The sequence below is a fragment of the Roseovarius gaetbuli genome (genome assembly GCF_900172365.1).
Classification (GTDB): Bacteria; Pseudomonadota; Alphaproteobacteria; order Rhodobacterales; family Rhodobacteraceae; genus Roseovarius; species Roseovarius gaetbuli.
In genome coordinates, this window is record NZ_FWFJ01000021.1 from 40,470 (window position 1) to 55,714 (window position 15,245).

15 protein-coding genes are annotated in these 15,245 nt (G+C 62.0%); 5 read left to right on the plus strand and 10 right to left on the minus strand.

All coding sequences use genetic code 11. The annotated features are described in order from the left end of the window. Nucleotides 1-4: 4 nt before the first annotated feature. Nucleotides 5-1,258: a UbiH/UbiF/VisC/COQ6 family ubiquinone biosynthesis hydroxylase gene (locus ROG8370_RS11530; RefSeq protein ID WP_085827243.1), complete on the plus strand. Its 1,254-nt coding sequence runs from the start codon at nt 5-7 to the stop codon at nt 1,256-1,258. Here the strand turns inward: ROG8370_RS11530 and rsmD are convergent. Together rsmD and ROG8370_RS11540 are read right to left on the minus strand one after the other, a co-directional pair. Then, nucleotides 1,255-1,815 carry a 16S rRNA (guanine(966)-N(2))-methyltransferase RsmD gene (gene rsmD, locus ROG8370_RS11535; protein ID WP_085827244.1) on the minus strand — a complete coding sequence of 187 codons (561 nt, stop codon included), beginning with the start codon at nt 1,813-1,815 and terminating at the stop codon, nt 1,255-1,257. The genes ROG8370_RS11530 and rsmD overlap by 4 nt on opposite strands. Next, complete coding sequence (locus ROG8370_RS11540) at nt 1,812-3,023, minus strand: NAD(P)/FAD-dependent oxidoreductase (RefSeq protein ID WP_085827245.1); 1,212 nt, start codon at nt 3,021-3,023, stop codon at nt 1,812-1,814. The genes rsmD and ROG8370_RS11540 overlap by 4 nt, the downstream gene beginning before the upstream one ends. 91 nt (nt 3,024-3,114) lie before the next feature. Between ROG8370_RS11540 and ROG8370_RS11545 the strand changes: the two genes are divergently transcribed. Beyond that, nucleotides 3,115-3,603, plus strand: a complete 489-nt coding sequence (locus ROG8370_RS11545; protein WP_085827246.1) for a peroxiredoxin — start codon at nt 3,115-3,117, stop codon at nt 3,601-3,603. Nucleotides 3,604-3,820: 217 nt separating this feature from the next. Here ROG8370_RS11545 and ROG8370_RS11550 read toward each other — a convergent pair whose 3' ends face one another. The 7 genes from ROG8370_RS11550 to ROG8370_RS11580 all read right to left on the minus strand — a co-directional run bounded on the left by ROG8370_RS11550 (nt 3,821) and on the right by ROG8370_RS11580 (nt 10,886). Beyond that, nucleotides 3,821-5,020, minus strand: coding sequence for an MFS transporter (locus tag ROG8370_RS11550; protein ID WP_245827339.1), 1,200 nt, complete (start codon nt 5,018-5,020; stop codon nt 3,821-3,823). After that, on the minus strand, nt 4,986-5,285 hold the full coding sequence (locus tag ROG8370_RS11555; protein ID WP_073196742.1) for a 4a-hydroxytetrahydrobiopterin dehydratase: 300 nt from the start codon (nt 5,283-5,285) through the stop codon (nt 4,986-4,988). The genes ROG8370_RS11550 and ROG8370_RS11555 overlap by 35 nt, the downstream gene beginning before the upstream one ends. Then, on the minus strand, nt 5,282-6,469 hold the full coding sequence (locus tag ROG8370_RS11560; RefSeq protein ID WP_085827289.1) for a GNAT family N-acetyltransferase: 1,188 nt from the start codon (nt 6,467-6,469) through the stop codon (nt 5,282-5,284). The genes ROG8370_RS11555 and ROG8370_RS11560 overlap by 4 nt, the downstream gene beginning before the upstream one ends. Before the next feature lie 53 nt (nt 6,470-6,522). After that, on the minus strand, nt 6,523-7,290 hold the full coding sequence (locus ROG8370_RS11565; protein ID WP_085827248.1) for a glycerophosphodiester phosphodiesterase family protein: 768 nt from the start codon (nt 7,288-7,290) through the stop codon (nt 6,523-6,525). Beyond that, complete coding sequence (locus ROG8370_RS11570; RefSeq protein WP_085827250.1) at nt 7,287-7,748, minus strand: RidA family protein; 462 nt, start codon at nt 7,746-7,748, stop codon at nt 7,287-7,289. Before ROG8370_RS11570 ends, ROG8370_RS11565 begins: the two co-directional genes overlap by 4 nt. A 94-nt stretch (nt 7,749-7,842) precedes the next feature. Next, entirely contained in the window at nt 7,843-9,150 is a 1,308-nt protein-coding gene (locus ROG8370_RS11575) for an HlyD family type I secretion periplasmic adaptor subunit (protein ID WP_085827252.1), read from the minus strand. Then, nucleotides 9,147-10,886, minus strand: a complete 1,740-nt coding sequence (locus ROG8370_RS11580; RefSeq protein WP_085827254.1) for a type I secretion system permease/ATPase — start codon at nt 10,884-10,886, stop codon at nt 9,147-9,149. The genes ROG8370_RS11575 and ROG8370_RS11580 overlap by 4 nt, the downstream gene beginning before the upstream one ends. A 168-nt stretch (nt 10,887-11,054) precedes the next feature. On the opposite strand from ROG8370_RS11580, the gene ROG8370_RS11585 reads away from it, so the two are divergent. Both ROG8370_RS11585 and ROG8370_RS11590 read left to right on the plus strand, forming a co-directional pair. Next, on the plus strand, nt 11,055-11,855 hold the full coding sequence (locus ROG8370_RS11585) for an MlaA family lipoprotein (protein WP_245827340.1): 801 nt from the start codon (nt 11,055-11,057) through the stop codon (nt 11,853-11,855). Continuing rightward, a complete protein-coding gene (locus ROG8370_RS11590) occupies nt 11,845-12,450 on the plus strand; it encodes an MlaC/ttg2D family ABC transporter substrate-binding protein (RefSeq protein ID WP_085827256.1) in 606 nt (201 codons plus the stop codon). Before ROG8370_RS11585 ends, ROG8370_RS11590 begins: the two co-directional genes overlap by 11 nt. Before the next feature lie 55 nt (nt 12,451-12,505). Here ROG8370_RS11590 and ROG8370_RS11595 read toward each other — a convergent pair whose 3' ends face one another. Next, a complete protein-coding gene (locus ROG8370_RS11595) occupies nt 12,506-14,632 on the minus strand; it encodes a transglycosylase domain-containing protein (RefSeq protein WP_085827257.1) in 2,127 nt (708 codons plus the stop codon). A 255-nt stretch (nt 14,633-14,887) separates the two neighbouring features. Between ROG8370_RS11595 and ROG8370_RS11600 the strand changes: the two genes are divergently transcribed. After that, the gene (locus ROG8370_RS11600) at nt 14,888-15,226 is read left to right on the plus strand and encodes a P-II family nitrogen regulator (RefSeq protein ID WP_085827259.1); all 339 of its coding nucleotides are present in this window, start codon (nt 14,888-14,890) and stop codon (nt 15,224-15,226) included. The last annotated feature ends 19 nt before the right edge of the window (nt 15,227-15,245 follow it).

Sequence of the window (15,245 nt, forward strand, 5' to 3'; positions counted from 1 at the left end):
GCGCATGGACAATCCCGCCTTGGCAAACATATTGAGGGGTATGGAATATAACAGCGATATCGTGATTGTTGGTGGCGGGCTCAATGGCCCGGCGCTTGCCTTGGCCCTTGCGCGCGCCGGGTTGCGCAGCACGGTGATCGACGCACTCGACGAGCCGGTGCGCAAAAACGCCGCCTTTGACGGGCGCGCCTATGCCTTGGCCCTGGCCTCGGTGCGGCTGTTGGACAATCTCGGGGTCTGGGCTCGGGTCGCGGACCACGCCCAACCGATGCTTGAAATCAAGGTCTCGGACGGGCACGCGGGCCAGGGGCCTGCGCCGTTCTTTCTGCATTTCGACCATGCCGAGATCGAAGAAGGCCCGATGGGTCACATGCTTGAGGATCGGTTTTTGCGCCGCGCCCTGCTAGAGGCGATGGCAGAGACGCCGTTGATCATCCAAGTGTCCGGCGACCGCGTGATCGCGCAAGAGGTTGGCCCGAAAGGCGTAAGCGTCACGCTTGGGTCGGGCAAGGTGATGAGCGCGCGGCTGATTGTCGGCTCGGATGGGCGCGGATCGGGCACCGCAATGCGCGCCGGGATCAAACGCACCGGCTGGGGCTATGGGCAGACCGCTCTGGTGGCGGCGATTGCGCATGAGCGGCCCCACAATGGCATCGCGCATCAGTTTTTCATGCCCCATGGGCCGCTGGCGATCCTGCCGCTGCCCGGCAATCAAAGCTCGATTGTCTGGAGCGAAACAGATGAGACCGCCGCCCGCTTTGCCGCCCTGTCGGATGCGGATTTCATGGAAGTGCTGCGCCCGCGCTTTGGCGATTTCCTCGGGGACATCACACTGGCGGGCAAGCGGTTTACCTATCCGCTGAGCCTGAGCGTCGCCAATCAGTTCGTTGCAGAGCGGCTTGCGCTGATCGGCGATGCGGCGCACGGGATGCATCCGATTGCGGGGCAAGGCCTCAACGCCGGACTGCGCGATGTGGCCGCTCTGGCGCAGGTGCTGGACGAGGCCAGCCATCGCGGCGAAGACTTTGCCGCCGAGGATGTTCTGGCGCGTTATCAGCAATGGCGCCGGTTCGACACGGCGACGCTTGCGATGGCGACGGACCTTACCAACCGGCTGTTTTCCAACGATAACCCGCTGCTGCGCGCGGCGCGCGACCTTGGGATGGGCGCGATTGGCGCCCTGCCCGGCCTGCGCCGTGGGTTCATCCGCGAGGCGGCGGGGCTGTCCGGGGATCTGCCCGACTTGATGCGCGGCTAAGAAGGTCGCTCCAGAAAGCGGATGACGGTATCGCCATATTTGCGTTCCTCGATAAGCTGAACGCCTTCGGGCGGGATAATGCCTGCGCTTTCTTCCCAGACGATCAGCGCCCCTTCGGCGATCCAGCCCCCGGCGAGGGCGGCGGCAAGCGCCGCTTCGCCAAGGCCTTTTCCATAGGGCGGATCAAGGAAGACCAGATCATGCGGCGCACCGGGGTTTTCACACGGACGGCGCGCGTCGGTTTTGAAAATCCGGGTTTCGCCCTCGGCGCGACAGAGCGCGATATTCTCGCGCAGAATACCCAGCGCCTTGCGGCCATCCTCGATAAAACTGACCGTCGTCGCCCCGCGCGACAGCGCCTCAAGGCCAAGCGCACCGGTGCCGGCAAAGATATCGAGCACCCGAGCGCCGGTAACCGGGTCGCCATAGCCGCCTGCCAAAACGTTGAACAGGCTTTCGCGCACCCTGTCGCTTGTCGGGCGAAGGTGCGCGGCGGCATCCCCTTTGCCAACGCTGGCAAGGGCGCGGCCACGATGTTTTCCAGCGATGATCCTCAAGGCTTCAATAACGCCTTGAGGTCAACGCTTGCATCGCCCACCAGATCCGGGTCGGCGGTTTTGCCTGCATCAATCAGACGCTTGCCGACCATATAGGCGCGCGGGTCATTCATCGCGTCGACCGCCAAAAGCTGTGCGCCCTTGAAGTACCAAAACGACACCGCATCCTCGCCTTCGGCGGCGCGGGTGACGATGCGGTCATAGCCGGTGTTCAATCCGGCGATCTGTAGTTTGACATCATACTGATCCGACCAGAACCACGGGCGCGGCACATAGGCCACCTCCTTGCCCATGATGTTGCCCGCCACGCAATCGCCCATGTCGATCGCATTGGGCACGCTTTCAAGCCGCAACCGGCCGCCCTTATAGGGGAAAGAGGCACAATCGCCGATCGCCCAGATCGACGGATCGCTTGTGCGCCCCATGGCATCGACGGCAATCCCGTTGTCGATTTCAAGACCTGCGGCCTCGGCAAGGGCCGTGTCGGGGGTGATGCCGACACCGACGATGACCATATCGAGCGAAAGCGCGCTACCGTCGCTCAGGCGCGCGCCGCTCACCTGGCCCTCGCCCATCAGCCGCTCAAGCCCGATGCCTTCGCGGATATCAACGCCGTGGCGTGCATGCAGCGCGCGGAAATAATCCGAGGTCTCTTTTGCCGCCACGCGCTGCAATATCCGCTCGCCCATTTCGACCAGAACCACCTGCATACCGCAGCTGGCCGCAACCGCCGCCGCCTCAAGCCCGATATAACCGCCGCCGACGATCAAAACCCGCGCGCCGGGCACAAATCCGGGCGCCATGGCATCGACATCGCCGAGCGTACGCACCACATGCACGCCACCAAGATCGCCACCAATGGAAGCCGGCAAGCGCCGGGGCAGCGACCCGGTGGCAAGCACGAGATCGTCATATCCAAGCCGCTCTTGCCCGATGACCACCTCTTTGGCCGCGCGGTCGATGCCCGTCACCGCAGAGCCAAGGCGCAGATCAATATCGGCCTCGGGGTAAAACCGCTCGGGGCGCAGGTAAAGCCGCTCGAGCGCCATGTCGCCAAGCAGGTATTTCTTGGACAGCGGCGGGCGTTGATAAGGCGGAACAGGTTCGTCGCCGATCAGGGTAATCGCCCCCTCGAACCCCTCAGCGCGCAGCTTGGCCACCACCGATGCGCCGGCCTGTCCGGCCCCGATCACTACTACCCTCGGCATTCGCCCTCTCCTTAATTTTTCGTGGTCACTTGCCTGTCACCCGCCTATATCTACAGTCAATTGAAACACGTTTGATAGACGAGGAACGACCATGAGTATTTCGAAAGGCGACAAACTTCCCGATGCGACGCTTTTGCAACTGGGCGCAGACGGTCCGCAAGAGGTATCGCTGAGCGCACATACCGCAGGGCGCAAAGTGGTGATCTTTGCCGTGCCCGGCGCCTATACGCCGACCTGCCATTCGGCACATGTACCAAGCTTTGTGCGCACCAAGGCAGAGTTTGACGCCAAAGGCGTGGATGAGATCATCTGTATCAGCGTCAATGACCCCTTCGTGATGAAATCCTGGGGCGAGGCAACCGGCGCCAACGAGGCGGGCCTGAGCATGATGTCAGACCCGCAAAGCGCGTTCACCAAGGCGATCGGCATGGATTTCGACGCACCGCCCGCCGGGCTTTATGGTCGCTCCAAGCGCTATGCCATGCTGGTCGAGGATGGCACCGTTACCCTGCTGCATGCCGAGGAAAGCCCCGGCACCTGCGAAGTGAGCGCCGGTGAATCGCTTTTGGCGGCTATGTAAGCCACACCCATCTTGAAGGGGTGCGGAAAAGAGCGGCTGAGGTCGCTCTTTTTTGTTGGGGTGAGGGGCGCTGCCCCTCACACTCCCCGGGATATTTTCAGCAAGAAGAAAAGGATCTTGACGCGTCAATTGGCAGGCGCCGGGCGGCGATGATCAGAACGGTTAGGAAAATCAGGCCGCCGATGACGTAATGCCCCAGGATATGCTGGATATCGGCTTAGGGCATCGTGCCATCGCTGGCCGTGCCGAAGGAGGCGAGATAGAGCGTCGCGGCAAAGGCGAGCCGTGCGCAAAAGCTCTGTAGTGACAGGTAGGTGGCGCGGCTGGCATCCTGCAATTCCGGCTGAACCCGCGCGGCGATTAACGCTTTTGACAGCGAATCCGGCACCATCCGAAGGAACATCATCGCGATGACGATGGTGTTGATGCTGAGCGCCAGAACACCGATCAGGGCGATCTGCATCGTGAAGGCCACCATCAGGATCGCAGACAGGCCAAGCCAATGGCGAAGCCGCAGGGCCCACCATGAGGCGAGCACCGAAATAACCATCATCACCGCCGAAACTGCGCCGCTGACCATGGGCGCATTGGCGCCGTGACCACCGTCGTTCAGGGCCGCGAGGATAAAGGGCTGGCCAAAGACGAAGGGCAAATGGCTGAAGCCATACATCAGCACGCTGAGCGCGAAGAGCCGGATCAGAACCGGTTGGTTCAGTGCGTATTTGAGCGACTGCAGGCGCAACACCTCGGCCCCTTCGGGCAAGGGCGCGCCGGATTTGGGTGGCTCGTGAAAGCGCAGCGCAAGTAAAAGCACCCCACCAAAGGCAAGCGCGCCTGCGTAGAACGGCGCAGTCGGCGCAAGCGTTGCCATGGCGCCGCCGGTGATGGCGGACAGCGCAAGCGCGGTGAAGGAAAACCGCCAAGCGCGGAGTTCCTGTTGCTCGACCTCGGCCTTGCGACCGGCGGCCACGAGGGATTCATAGAGCATGGCGCTTTCGGTGCCGGACGCGAAGGCCATGCTTGCCCCCATCAGGATCTGCGCCAGGGCAAAGGTGACGAAATCATTGCCAAGCGCCAGCAAGACCGCCCCGGCAAGCCCCGCCACAGCCGAAGCCAAAAGGGTAAAGCGCCGCCCAAGCCGGTCGGACATATAGCCCGAGGGCACCTCAAGTGCAGTGGTGCCGATGTCATAGATGGCATAAAGCACAATCGCCTCGGTGGCGGAGAGTTGCGCCTGGAAATAGAGAAACCAGACCGCCTGCCAGAAGATCAGGCTTTGGCAAAAGCGAAACCATGGATAGATCGCAATGTTGCGCGCGGCCTGTTCGCAAGGCAGGGTCAGCGCCCGCGTCACGGCATGCCGGTCACACGCAGCGGTGCCGTCATCCCTCGGCCAGACCGTCCATCTTGCGGGCAAGCTTGAGGTCAAGCGCGCTAAGCCCATCGACGTCATGGGTGGTCAGGACCACGTTTACCTTGTTGTAAACATTGAACCATTCCGGGTGGTGGTTCCACTTCTCGGCCCAGATCGCGGCGCGGGTCATAAAGCCGAAGGCCTCGACGAAATTGGCGAACTTGAACTCTTTGAAGATCGCGTCCCGCTCTTCATCGAGCGTCCAGCCGTTTTCAAGCAAGGGCGTCAGGGTCGTCTTGCGGGCGGTCTCGCTCAGGTGTTCGCTCATTCGTGATCCTCCATATCGGTTTTGCGGAACGGGCCATAGCCGGTGAGAAACTCGATATCCTCATCCACCGCCGCGCGCTCTGCCTCAAGGTAATGCGCGACAGCCTCGGAGAACCCCTCATCGCGCAGCCAGTGCAATGAATGGGTGCCCACCGGCAAATAGCCGCGCGCCAGCTTGTGTTCACCCTGCGCACCAGCCTCTACCCGATCAAGCCCCTGCGCAATCGCGAAATCCATCGCCTGATAATAGCATAGCTCGAAATGCAGGCAGGGGTGCTCCTCGGTGCAGCCCCAGTATCGGCCATAAAGTGCCGAGGTGCCAATCAGGTTCATCGCCCCCGCCACCACCCGGCCCTCGCGATGCGCCAAGACCAACAGGATGTCATCGCGCAGCCGCTCGTGGGCGAGATCAAAGAACGCCCGCGTAAGATATGGCGTGCCCCATTTGCGCGCGCCGGTGTCCTGGTAAAACGCCCAGATCGCATCCCAGTGGTGCGGCTTGATCTGATCGCCGGTCAGCTGCTCGATCTCGCCGCCAAAGCCCTGCGCGCGGGCGCGTTCCTTGCGGATGGTCTTGCGCTTGCGCGACGAAAGATCGGCGAGGAAGGCGTCAAAATCGCCATAGCCGCGATTGACCCAGTGATATTGCTGGTTTTTGCGCGCCATAAGGCCCATGGCTGCGCCGGCGCGGGCCTCGTCCTCGGTGCAAAAGGTCAGGTGCAGCGACGAGAGCGCATTGCGCCCGGCGGTCTCGACCGCGCCCTGAACAAGGGCGGCGCGCCCGATCTCTTCAAAGCCGGGGCGCACCAAAAGCCGTCGTCCGGTGACCGGCGTGAACGGCACGGCAACCTGAAGTTTGGGGTAATAGCGTCCGCCCGCCCGCTCATAGGCGTCGGCCCAATTGTGATCGAAGATATATTCGCCCTGACTGTGGGATTTGAGGTAGAGCGGCGCGCAGGCGATGATTTGCCCCTCGGCCTCGGCGGTCATGTAATGTGGTTGCCAGCCGCTTCCGACGCCGACAGAGCGGCTGTCTTCCAGTACCTTGAGAAACCGATAGGTGGTGAAGGGATCATTCGGGCGCCCGCCACTTGCGGCCTCGGGGCAGGCGCAGGCATCCCAGGCCTCTGGCCCGATCTGCGCCAGGGCGTCGTGCAGGCTTATCACTAGCTCGCTTTGCGTCATCGGCCCCGCCGTTCTCTTGCCACAGGTTCTATCTGGCCCGCCTTGCGCGCGGATCAAGCGGCGGGCGTGGGAAGATAGCCCTCAAATGTGATATTATCTGCGATCCTGCGCGCCTCTGCCTCGGCTTGCGCCGAACGCACGGTCCAACAGAACACGCCGGCCCCCTCGGCCTTGAGGTCGGCCAGGCGCGGGTTGTCGAGATCGTCGATATCGTGGCTGACAAAAACCGATCCGGTCGCGCCGTAATCGGGGATATCGCGAAGCCGCGCGCGGGTCTCGGCGCGCAACAGCGGCCAATCCTCGGCGCTATAGCCACAGGTGACGATCCCGCGCGCCACATCCGGCGCAAGGCTGGCGAGGCGAGCAACCATATGCGGGTTGAACGACATCAGCCCGACCGGGCCGGTGTAATCCGCAAGACACCGCGCCGTGGCCCGCTCCAGCGTGCCATCGGTGTCGCCCATCTGGCCATGCTGATCCTTGAGCTCTACCAAAAGCGGGGCGCGCCCGGCGACAAGCGCCAGCACCTCGGCGAAATCGGGAATGCCCTCATCGCCGCCCAAGAGCGGGATTTGCCCAAGCTCGGCGGCATCGCGTTGACGCACCGGGCCCTTGACGCCGGCCAATCGGCCAAGGTCGTAGTCATGAAACACCATCGCACGCCCATCGCGCGACAGTTGCAGGTCAATCTCGATGCCATAGCCCGCGTCAATCGCCGCACGGATTGCCGCGCGCGAATTTTCGGGTCGCCCATCCGCCACGTCATGCAGCCCGCGATGCGCCAGCGGCAGGCGGAAAAACACCTCTGGAAGGGCCGTCATCTGATCTGGAACACCCCGTCGATTTCAACCGCCACGCCAAACGGCAAGGACGGCGCCGAGACGGCGGCGCGCGCGTGTTTGCCCGCGTCGCCAAGCGCCTCGCCGATAAAGTCGGAAGCGCCGTTGATCACCTGCGGCTGATCGGTGAAATCGGCGGTGGAATTGACGAAACCGGTCAGTTTGACCACCCGGACAAGGCGGTCGAGATCGCCGCCACAGGCGGCCTTGACCTGCGCCAAAAGCGCAATCGCACAGACCTTGGCCGCCGCGGCACCTGCCGCCGCATCCATGTCGTCGCCAAGTGTGCCGATGATCAAACCGTTGTCATCCTTGGCAATCTGGCCCGAGACATAGAGCATGTCACCGGCTTGCACATAGGGCACATAATTGGCCGCAGGGGCCGGGGCCTCGGGAAGGGTAACCCCCATCTCGGCAAGCTTTGATTCAAATTGACCCATGTTCACATCTCCCTTGGTGCAGCGTTGCCCCGACGCTAATCGCTGTTTTTCTGGAATGAAATCGAAAAACGGCGCGGCGTGCCATCAAATCCGCCTATCCGCGGAAGGCTTTGCTCAGATAATCGGTGAAAGGTTTGACCAGATAGGCGATCGGGGTGCGATCCTCGGTGCGGATAAAGGCCTCGACCGGCATGCCGGGGATCAGGGTCGTGCCCTCGGGCAGGCGCGCCTGTTCGCCCTCGACAAGCACGATTTCGGCCCGGTAATAGCTGGCGCGCGTCGCCTCGTCCTGAAAGGCATCGGCAGAGATCTGGGTGACGCGCCCGGTCAGTTCGGGGGTGCGCCGCTGATCAAGCGCGGTGAAGCGCAGGGTGACCTCCTGATCAAGGAAAAGCTTGTCCACATGGATCGCATCGACCTGCGCGTTGATCACGAGGGCGCGATCCTGCGGCACGATGAAAAGCACCGGATCGGCCGGGCGCACGACCGAGCGCAGGGCAAAAACAGTCATGTCATAGACCACCCCCGCCACCGGCGCGGTGATCTCGAGGCGGCTCATCTGTTCGATCAGGGCGCGGCGTTGCTCGCGCAGCTCAAGCTCGCGGAATTGCAGATCACGCAGGGTGGTGATCGCCTCTTCGCGCCGGTCCGAGCCAAGTTTGAGAATCTGGATCTCGATCTCGGTGATGCGCCCGCCCGCCTGTGCCTTTTGTGCGGTCAGCTCGCCGACAGAGCCGGTCAGGCGCGCCTGTTCGCGTTGCAGGGCAAGAACCCGCCCGGCCTGTGCCAGGCCACGATCAAAAAGCGACTGCTGGTCGCGCAATTCCTGTTCGATCAGCTCAAGCTGACGGGTCAGCGCGGCCTGCTGTGCGGCGATGCCTTCGATCTGATTGGCGGTCTGGGCGCGCCGCTTGTTGAGCTGGTCGATCTCGGCGGCACTGGTTTCGGCGCGCGCACGCAACAGGTTTTCCTGTCCGCTCATAAGGTTGGCCGCATCCGGCATTTGCGCGGCCAGTTCCTTCAGAAGCGGATCAAAGACAATCTCGGTGCGCCCGTCACGCTCGGCCTCAAGGCGACCGCGCCGCGCCATCAGTTCCGCAAGCTGGTTTTCGGTGATCGAGAGGGTCGATCGCAATTGCGTCGGGTCCAGCCGCAGCAGAACCTGCCCTTCGGCCACGTGATCGCCCTCTTTCACATCAATCGCGGCGACAACACCGCCATCGGGATGCTGAACCACCTGGCGGTTCTGATCCACCTCGATGCGCCCGCTGGCGATGATCGCCCCGGAAATCTTGGTCAGGGTGGCCCATGTTCCAAAGCCGCCGACCAGCAACACCAACCCGAAAAGCCCGATAAGGACCGGCACGCGCGCCGACCACGCGTTGTCAGTTGGCGCGCTCATTGGATGCCTCCCATGGCGGGTGTCTTCGCCGTTTCCTTTGGGTTTTGCAGAACCTCCTGCAGAACCTTGTCACGTGGCCCGAACGACCGCATCATACCGTTGTCCAGCATCAGCAAAAGATCGCATTCCTTGATGACAGTGGGGCGATGCGCCACGATGACCACGGCCTTGCCTTCGGCCTTGAAGCCGCGGATCGCCGTGTTCACGGCCTCGCTTCCCTCGTTGTCGAGATTGGAATTCGGTTCGTCCAGAACAAGGATCTTCGGGTCGCCGTACATTGCGCGTGCAAGGCCGATCCGTTGCATCTGCCCCCCCGAAAGACGCCCGCCATTGGCGCTTACCTTGGTGTCATAGCCATCGGGCAGCTTCAGAATCATGGCATGGGCATCGGCCTTTTGCGCCGCCTCGACCACCTTGGCCGCGTCTGGTTCTGGTGACAGGCGGGCAATGTTCTCGGCGATTGTGCCCTCGAAAAGCTGCACGCGCTGCGGCAGGTATCCGATATGGCGTCCAAGAACCGCCGGGTCGTATTGCTCAAGCGACGCGCCATCAAGCCGGATTTTACCCCCCGCCGGACGCCAGACGCCGGTAATGGCCCGCGCCAGGGTCGATTTGCCCGCCCCAGAGGTGCCGATCACGCCAAGCGCCTGCCCCGGCTGTAGCTTGAACGTAATCGACTTGAGGGCCGCCTGACTTTCGCCCGGCGCCACCACGGTGACCTGCTGCATTTCCAGAATGGCGCGCGGATCGGGCAAAGGTGTGCGCGGCTCTTCCGGCGGCACAGAGGCCAGCAATTCGGCCAGGGTGGTCCAGCCCTTGGCGGCGCGCTGAATCAGCGCCCACTGGCCGATGGCCTGTTCAATCGGCGCCAGGGCGCGGCCCAAAAGGATAGAACCGGCGATCATGCCGCCCGGCGTCATCTCGCCCTGCAGCACAAGATAGGCCCCAAGCCCAAGCATGGCCGATTGCAAAAACAGCCGAAACGCCTTGGTGGTGGTCGTAAAGCTACCGCCGATATCAGCCGAGCGAATCTGCTCGACAAGGGCGGTTTTGCGCGCCATCTGCCAGCGGTCAAATGCGGCGTCGCGCATGCCCATCGCCTGAACCATTTCGGCCTCGGCGCGCAGTTTCTGTGAGGTTGCTTCGGCCTGGACGCTAGCGTTGTTGGCGCGGTTGAGCGGGTTGCGGATCACGAACTGGTTGATCACGGTCACAAACACCAGAACAAGCCCGCCAAGAAGCGCCAGCGTGCCCAACCACGGATGAAACACCCAGATCGCAGCAAAGAAGAACGGAGTCCAGGGCATGTCGAAAATCGACAGCAGGACCGGAGATGTCATCAACCGCTGCACCGATTCCAGATTGCTCAGGCCGGTGGCACTTGTGGCATCCGGGGCAACGGCAGATTTGCGAATGACCGCGTCAAACACCCGCCGGTCAAGACGCGCCTGAAAGCGGGCGCCGACACGGCCCATGATTCGCCCTCGGGCATAATCCAGAAGCGCCATCATGCCGTAAAGGAACACCACAAGCACCGACAGCGCGATCAGCGTCTCGACAGAGCCGCTTCCCAACACCCGGTCATAGACCTGAAGCATGTAAATAGGACCGGTCAGCATCAGCAGGTTCGCAAAAAAGCTGAACACGCCGACAAACCAGTAAAGACCTCGGCTTTCACGGCGGGCGGCGCGCAATTCTTCGTGCCCGGCTTCAAGTTTTCGCTTATCCAATCGCATTATTATCCCGTATGCTATAGGTGTGATCATGCAAAGAAACGGTTTTTCCGTGTAATGCCAATGTCACCATTCTGCCACAGCATTGTGAACAAGCTTTCTACGATGCTGGGTTTGTTCGCCCGATCGTATATGTAACCCTGTGCCTACCTAAATTTGCGGATATTTAAATTGCTGCCTTTACCTATTGAACACCTGTCCCGGCCCGCTTGTCGTGTTGCCGCCCTGATCGGGTTGGTGCTGCTTGCGGCCTGTGCCAAGCCTGATCCGTCGCGGACCACGCAAGAGGCGTTTGACCCCTACGAGAGTCAAAACCGCGAGGTGCATCAGTTCAACCGTGGCGTTGACCGGGCCTTACTGCGCCCTGTGTCCAAGGGCTATACCAGCGTGGTGCCCGACGACATCGAGAACGCGATTGTGCGGTTTGCGGTCAACCTGTCGCTGCCAAGCGACATCGTCAACAATGTGCTGCAGCTGAACATGCGCGGCGCGCTCCGGGATACTGCGCGCTTGCTGGTGAACACCACTGTCGGTCTTGGCGGGTTCTTCGACCCGGCCAGCGAAATGGGCATGGCTGCGGGCACCAATACCGATTTCGGCCAAACCCTGCATGTCTGGGGCGCACGCGAGGGCGCTTATGTCGAGCTGCCGATTCTCGGCCCGTCAACCGAGCGCGACACCTGGGGCATGGCGGTGGATCTTTTCACCAACCCGCTCAGCTATGTGCTTGAGTCGCCCGAAAACCTCTATGGCACCGCCGCTGCGGTTTCGGCCGGTCTTAGCAAACGCGAGAAATATGGCGATACGATCGATTCCATTCTCTATGAGAGCGCGGACAGTTACGCGCAGTCACGATCACTTTATCTTCAAAATCGCCGGTTTGAACTGGGCGGAACGTCAAGCAGTGCCTATGTAGACCCCTACGATGTACCCGCCACTTCCCGCTCGATGGAGGACCCTTATGACCAGTAACCTTTGTCGCCGCCATGTTCTTGCCACCGGTCTTGCCTTTTCAGGGCTGGCCGCCCTGCCGTCGGGGGCCTTGGCTCTGACCGATGCGCGGGCGCGCACGCTTGTTGATGCGATCGTGTCGGATATCAACCGCGTGATCGCCTCGGGCAAACCCGTGTCCGGCATGATTGCGGATTTCGAGCGTATCTTCACGCGCTATGCCGATGTGAACATCATTGCCCGCTCGACCCTCGGGGCCGATGCCAACCGCATTTCCAGTGGCCAGATGGCCGCCTTTACCAAGGCCTTCCGGAGCTATATCGCGCGCAAATACGGCAAGCGGTTCAATGAATTCGTCGGTGGGCGGATCGAGGTGAACTCGGTCAAACAGGTGAAATCCTGGCACGAAGTCAAATCAACCGCCTACCTGCGCGGCGAAGCGCCCTTCGAGGTCAGCTTTCTGGTCTCTGACCGCTCGGGCAAGGACCTGTTCTTTGACATGATCATCGAAGGCATCAGCCTGCGCCTGAGTGAACGCACCGAGGTGGGCGCGATGCTGGATCGGCGCAACGGTGATATCAACGCGATGATCGCGGACCTCAAGAAGGCCGGCTGATCCCGGATCAAACAGATCCGAACCCTGCTGAACGGCGCCCCTTTGGGCGCCGTTTTCAGTTGCCCCCGAAGATACCACGCAGGATATTTTCAATCGGGTTGTTGCTGCGTGGTCTCTGCTCGCGCCGCTGTCGCGGGGCGGGTGCCGGTGCGGGCTTGGGCGCCGGGCGCAGCATCGGCAGCGGCTTGACCGGCACGCCTTCATGCACCCGCACCATCGTCTCGTGCCAGATTTCCGCCGGAAGCCCGCCGCCCGTCACCCCGGTGAGGGGCGTGTTGTCGTCATAGCCCATCCAGACGCCGGCCACGTAATCGGCGCTAAAGCCCAGAAACCACGCATCGCGCGCCGCCTGAGTGGTGCCGGTCTTGCCGGCCGCCTCGCGGTCCGGCAATTTGGCGCGCCCGCCAGTGCCGCCATCGACCACCCGGCTCATCATATAAATGAGCTCGCGGGCGGCCTCTTCGCGGATCACCCGCTCACCAATACCGCCGCCACTGCCCATCAGCGGGGTGCTGTCGCCCAGAAGGCTAAGTTCGACAAGGCCATAGGGCGTCACCGACGAACCGCCGTTGAGAATGCCGGCATAGGCCCCGGTCATCTCGATCAGCGTGCTTTCCGAGGCCCCAAGCGCCAGCGCCGGCCCCGCCGCCAGATCGCTTTCGATACCGAAATCGCTGGCCACCTTGCGCACAAGTTCGCGGCCCACGCTTTCCGATATCTTGACCGCCGGTATGTTCAGCGACTGGCGCAGCGCCTCGGCGAGGGTCACGCGGCCATAATGCTTGCGGGTATAGTTCTCCGGGCACCAGCGCCCCGACCCCGCAATGTTAAGACAATAGGGCTCATCCACCACGACGGAATCATAGTGGTATCCCAACTCAAGCGCGGTGGCATAAACGAAGGGCTTGAACGCCGATCCGGTCTGGCGATTGGCCTGTGTCGCGCGGTTGAAGGCGCCCACGACCTTGGTCTTGCGCCCGCCCACCATGCCGCGCACCGCGCCATCGGCGGACATGACGACAATCGCCGCCTGCGCCTTGGACCCCTCGCGCACCTTCTCCTCGAAGATGTACTTCAAGGCATCCTCGGCGGCGCGTTGAATGCGCTGATCGAGGGTGGTCTTGATGATCACATCCTCGGTGGTGTCGCGGGTAAAGAACTCTGGCCCCGAGGCCATCACCCAATCGGCGAAATAACCGCCGGCCTGCGCCTCTGCCGCCGCCGATAGCTCTGCGGGGTTGGCCAGGGCGATGGCAACCTCGCTATCGGACAAATACCCCTGACGGCGCATCAAGCCGATCACCACCGAGGCCCGGTTTTGCGAGCGTTCAAGGTTGCTTGTGGGGGCCAATGTCGACGGCGCCGTCAAAAGCCCGGCCAGCATCGCCCCCTCGGAGGGGTTGAGGTTGGCCGCCGATTTGCCGAAATAGCGCTGTGCCGCGGCCTCGGCGCCGTAAGCCCCGCCACCAAGATAGGCCCGGTTGAGGTAGACCGACAAAACCTGATCCTTGGTGTATTTCGCCTCCATCGCGAGGGCATAGATCGCCTCTTTCGCCTTGCGCCAAAGCGATGAGCGGCGGCAATCGGCGATATACTCGGCCTCATTCTTCCATTGTGTTTCGTCGAACTCGACGCCGAAACACAGCAATTTCGCAGTCTGCTGGGTGATGGTCGAGCCGCCATTGCCCGACAGCGGACCACGGCCCTCGCGCAGGTTGATGCGGATCGCGCTTGCAATGCCAATTGGATCAACGCCGGGATGCATGTAAAACCGCCGGTCTTCGGTGGCGATCACCGCGTTCTTGAGGTGTTTGCTGACCGTGTCGGCATCAATCACGCCGCCAAACTGATCGCCGCGCCAGGCAAAGACGTCGCCCTTGCTATCCAAAAGCGTGACCGAGCCTTTTGCGCGCCCGTCCAGAAGCGAGGCATATTCCGGCAGGGTGGTATAGGTATAGGCCACCGCCACACCGACGATCAGCGTGATAACCACGCCAATCCGCCAGCTGATCCCCCAGATGACCCGAAAGACCCAGCCGATAATGCGCGTAAAGAAGGCGATGATCGGGTTGCGGCTGCGCGCCGGTTTGCGCCGCGCCCGTTTGGCCGCCGGTTTCGCCGGGGTCTTGCGCGTGCGCTTGGGCGCCACCAAGGGCGGCCTTTTACGTCCTGAAGTACTCATGCTCGTCCTGCCCGGACCTGTTTCTTTGCGCCACTCTACCCTGCCCTTTCCCAAAAGTAGAGACCCCGGAACACGACTCGCAGCTTTTCCGTTCGCCCATTTATTAGGCGGATTAACCTTTGCGCCTCTTTTTTAATCAAAAGACTGCGACAATCGCCCCCAAAACCCGCCTTGCGACTTCAAGAATCTGCGCCCGGCGCTTTTTCTGCAGGTGCAAATAACGCGCTGAGCCACAGGAAACCGAAAGGGGTAGACGTGAAACTCATCATTGCAACGATAAAGCCGTTCAAACTCGAAGAGGTCCGCGAAGCGCTGACCGATATCGGGGTGCGCGGCATGATGGTTACCGAAATCAAGGGCTTCGGCTCGCAGTCAGGACACACGGAAATCTATCGCGGCGCCGAATACGCCGTGAATTTCGTGCCCAAGATCAAGCTTGAGATCGGCGTAAGCGCCGGCATGGCCGATCAGGTGGTCGAGACCATCACCAAGACCGCCCGCACCGGCAAGATCGGTGACGGCAAGATCTTTGTTCTCGACATCGCTCAGGCCGTGCGCGTGCGCACCGGCGAAACCAACGACGACGCGCTTTAACAGCGCGCAGGGGAAAGGA

Excerpts from the sequence above, each read along its gene's own strand:
- ROG8370_RS11560 (WP_085827289.1), bottom strand. The coding sequence starts at position 6,469 with ATGACGCAAAGCGAGCTAGTGATAAGCCTGCACGACGCCCTGGCGCAG.
- ROG8370_RS11570 (WP_085827250.1), bottom strand. The coding sequence starts at position 7,748 with ATGGGTCAATTTGAATCAAAGCTTGCCGAGATGGGGGTTACCCTTCCC.
- ROG8370_RS11555 (WP_073196742.1), bottom strand. The coding sequence starts at position 5,285 with ATGAGCGAACACCTGAGCGAGACCGCCCGCAAGACGACCCTGACGCCC.
- ROG8370_RS11580 (WP_085827254.1), bottom strand. The coding sequence starts at position 10,886 with ATGCGATTGGATAAGCGAAAACTTGAAGCCGGGCACGAAGAATTGCGC.
- ROG8370_RS11545 (WP_085827246.1), top strand. The coding sequence starts at position 3,115 with ATGAGTATTTCGAAAGGCGACAAACTTCCCGATGCGACGCTTTTGCAA.
- ROG8370_RS11540 (WP_085827245.1), bottom strand. The coding sequence starts at position 3,023 with ATGCCGAGGGTAGTAGTGATCGGGGCCGGACAGGCCGGCGCATCGGTG.
- ROG8370_RS11595 (WP_085827257.1), bottom strand. The coding sequence starts at position 14,632 with ATGAGTACTTCAGGACGTAAAAGGCCGCCCTTGGTGGCGCCCAAGCGC.
- ROG8370_RS11565 (WP_085827248.1), bottom strand. The coding sequence starts at position 7,290 with ATGACGGCCCTTCCAGAGGTGTTTTTCCGCCTGCCGCTGGCGCATCGC.
- ROG8370_RS11575 (WP_085827252.1), bottom strand. The coding sequence starts at position 9,150 with ATGAGCGCGCCAACTGACAACGCGTGGTCGGCGCGCGTGCCGGTCCTT.
- ROG8370_RS11530 (WP_085827243.1), top strand. The coding sequence starts at position 5 with ATGGACAATCCCGCCTTGGCAAACATATTGAGGGGTATGGAATATAAC.
- ROG8370_RS11590 (WP_085827256.1), top strand. The coding sequence starts at position 11,845 with ATGACCAGTAACCTTTGTCGCCGCCATGTTCTTGCCACCGGTCTTGCC.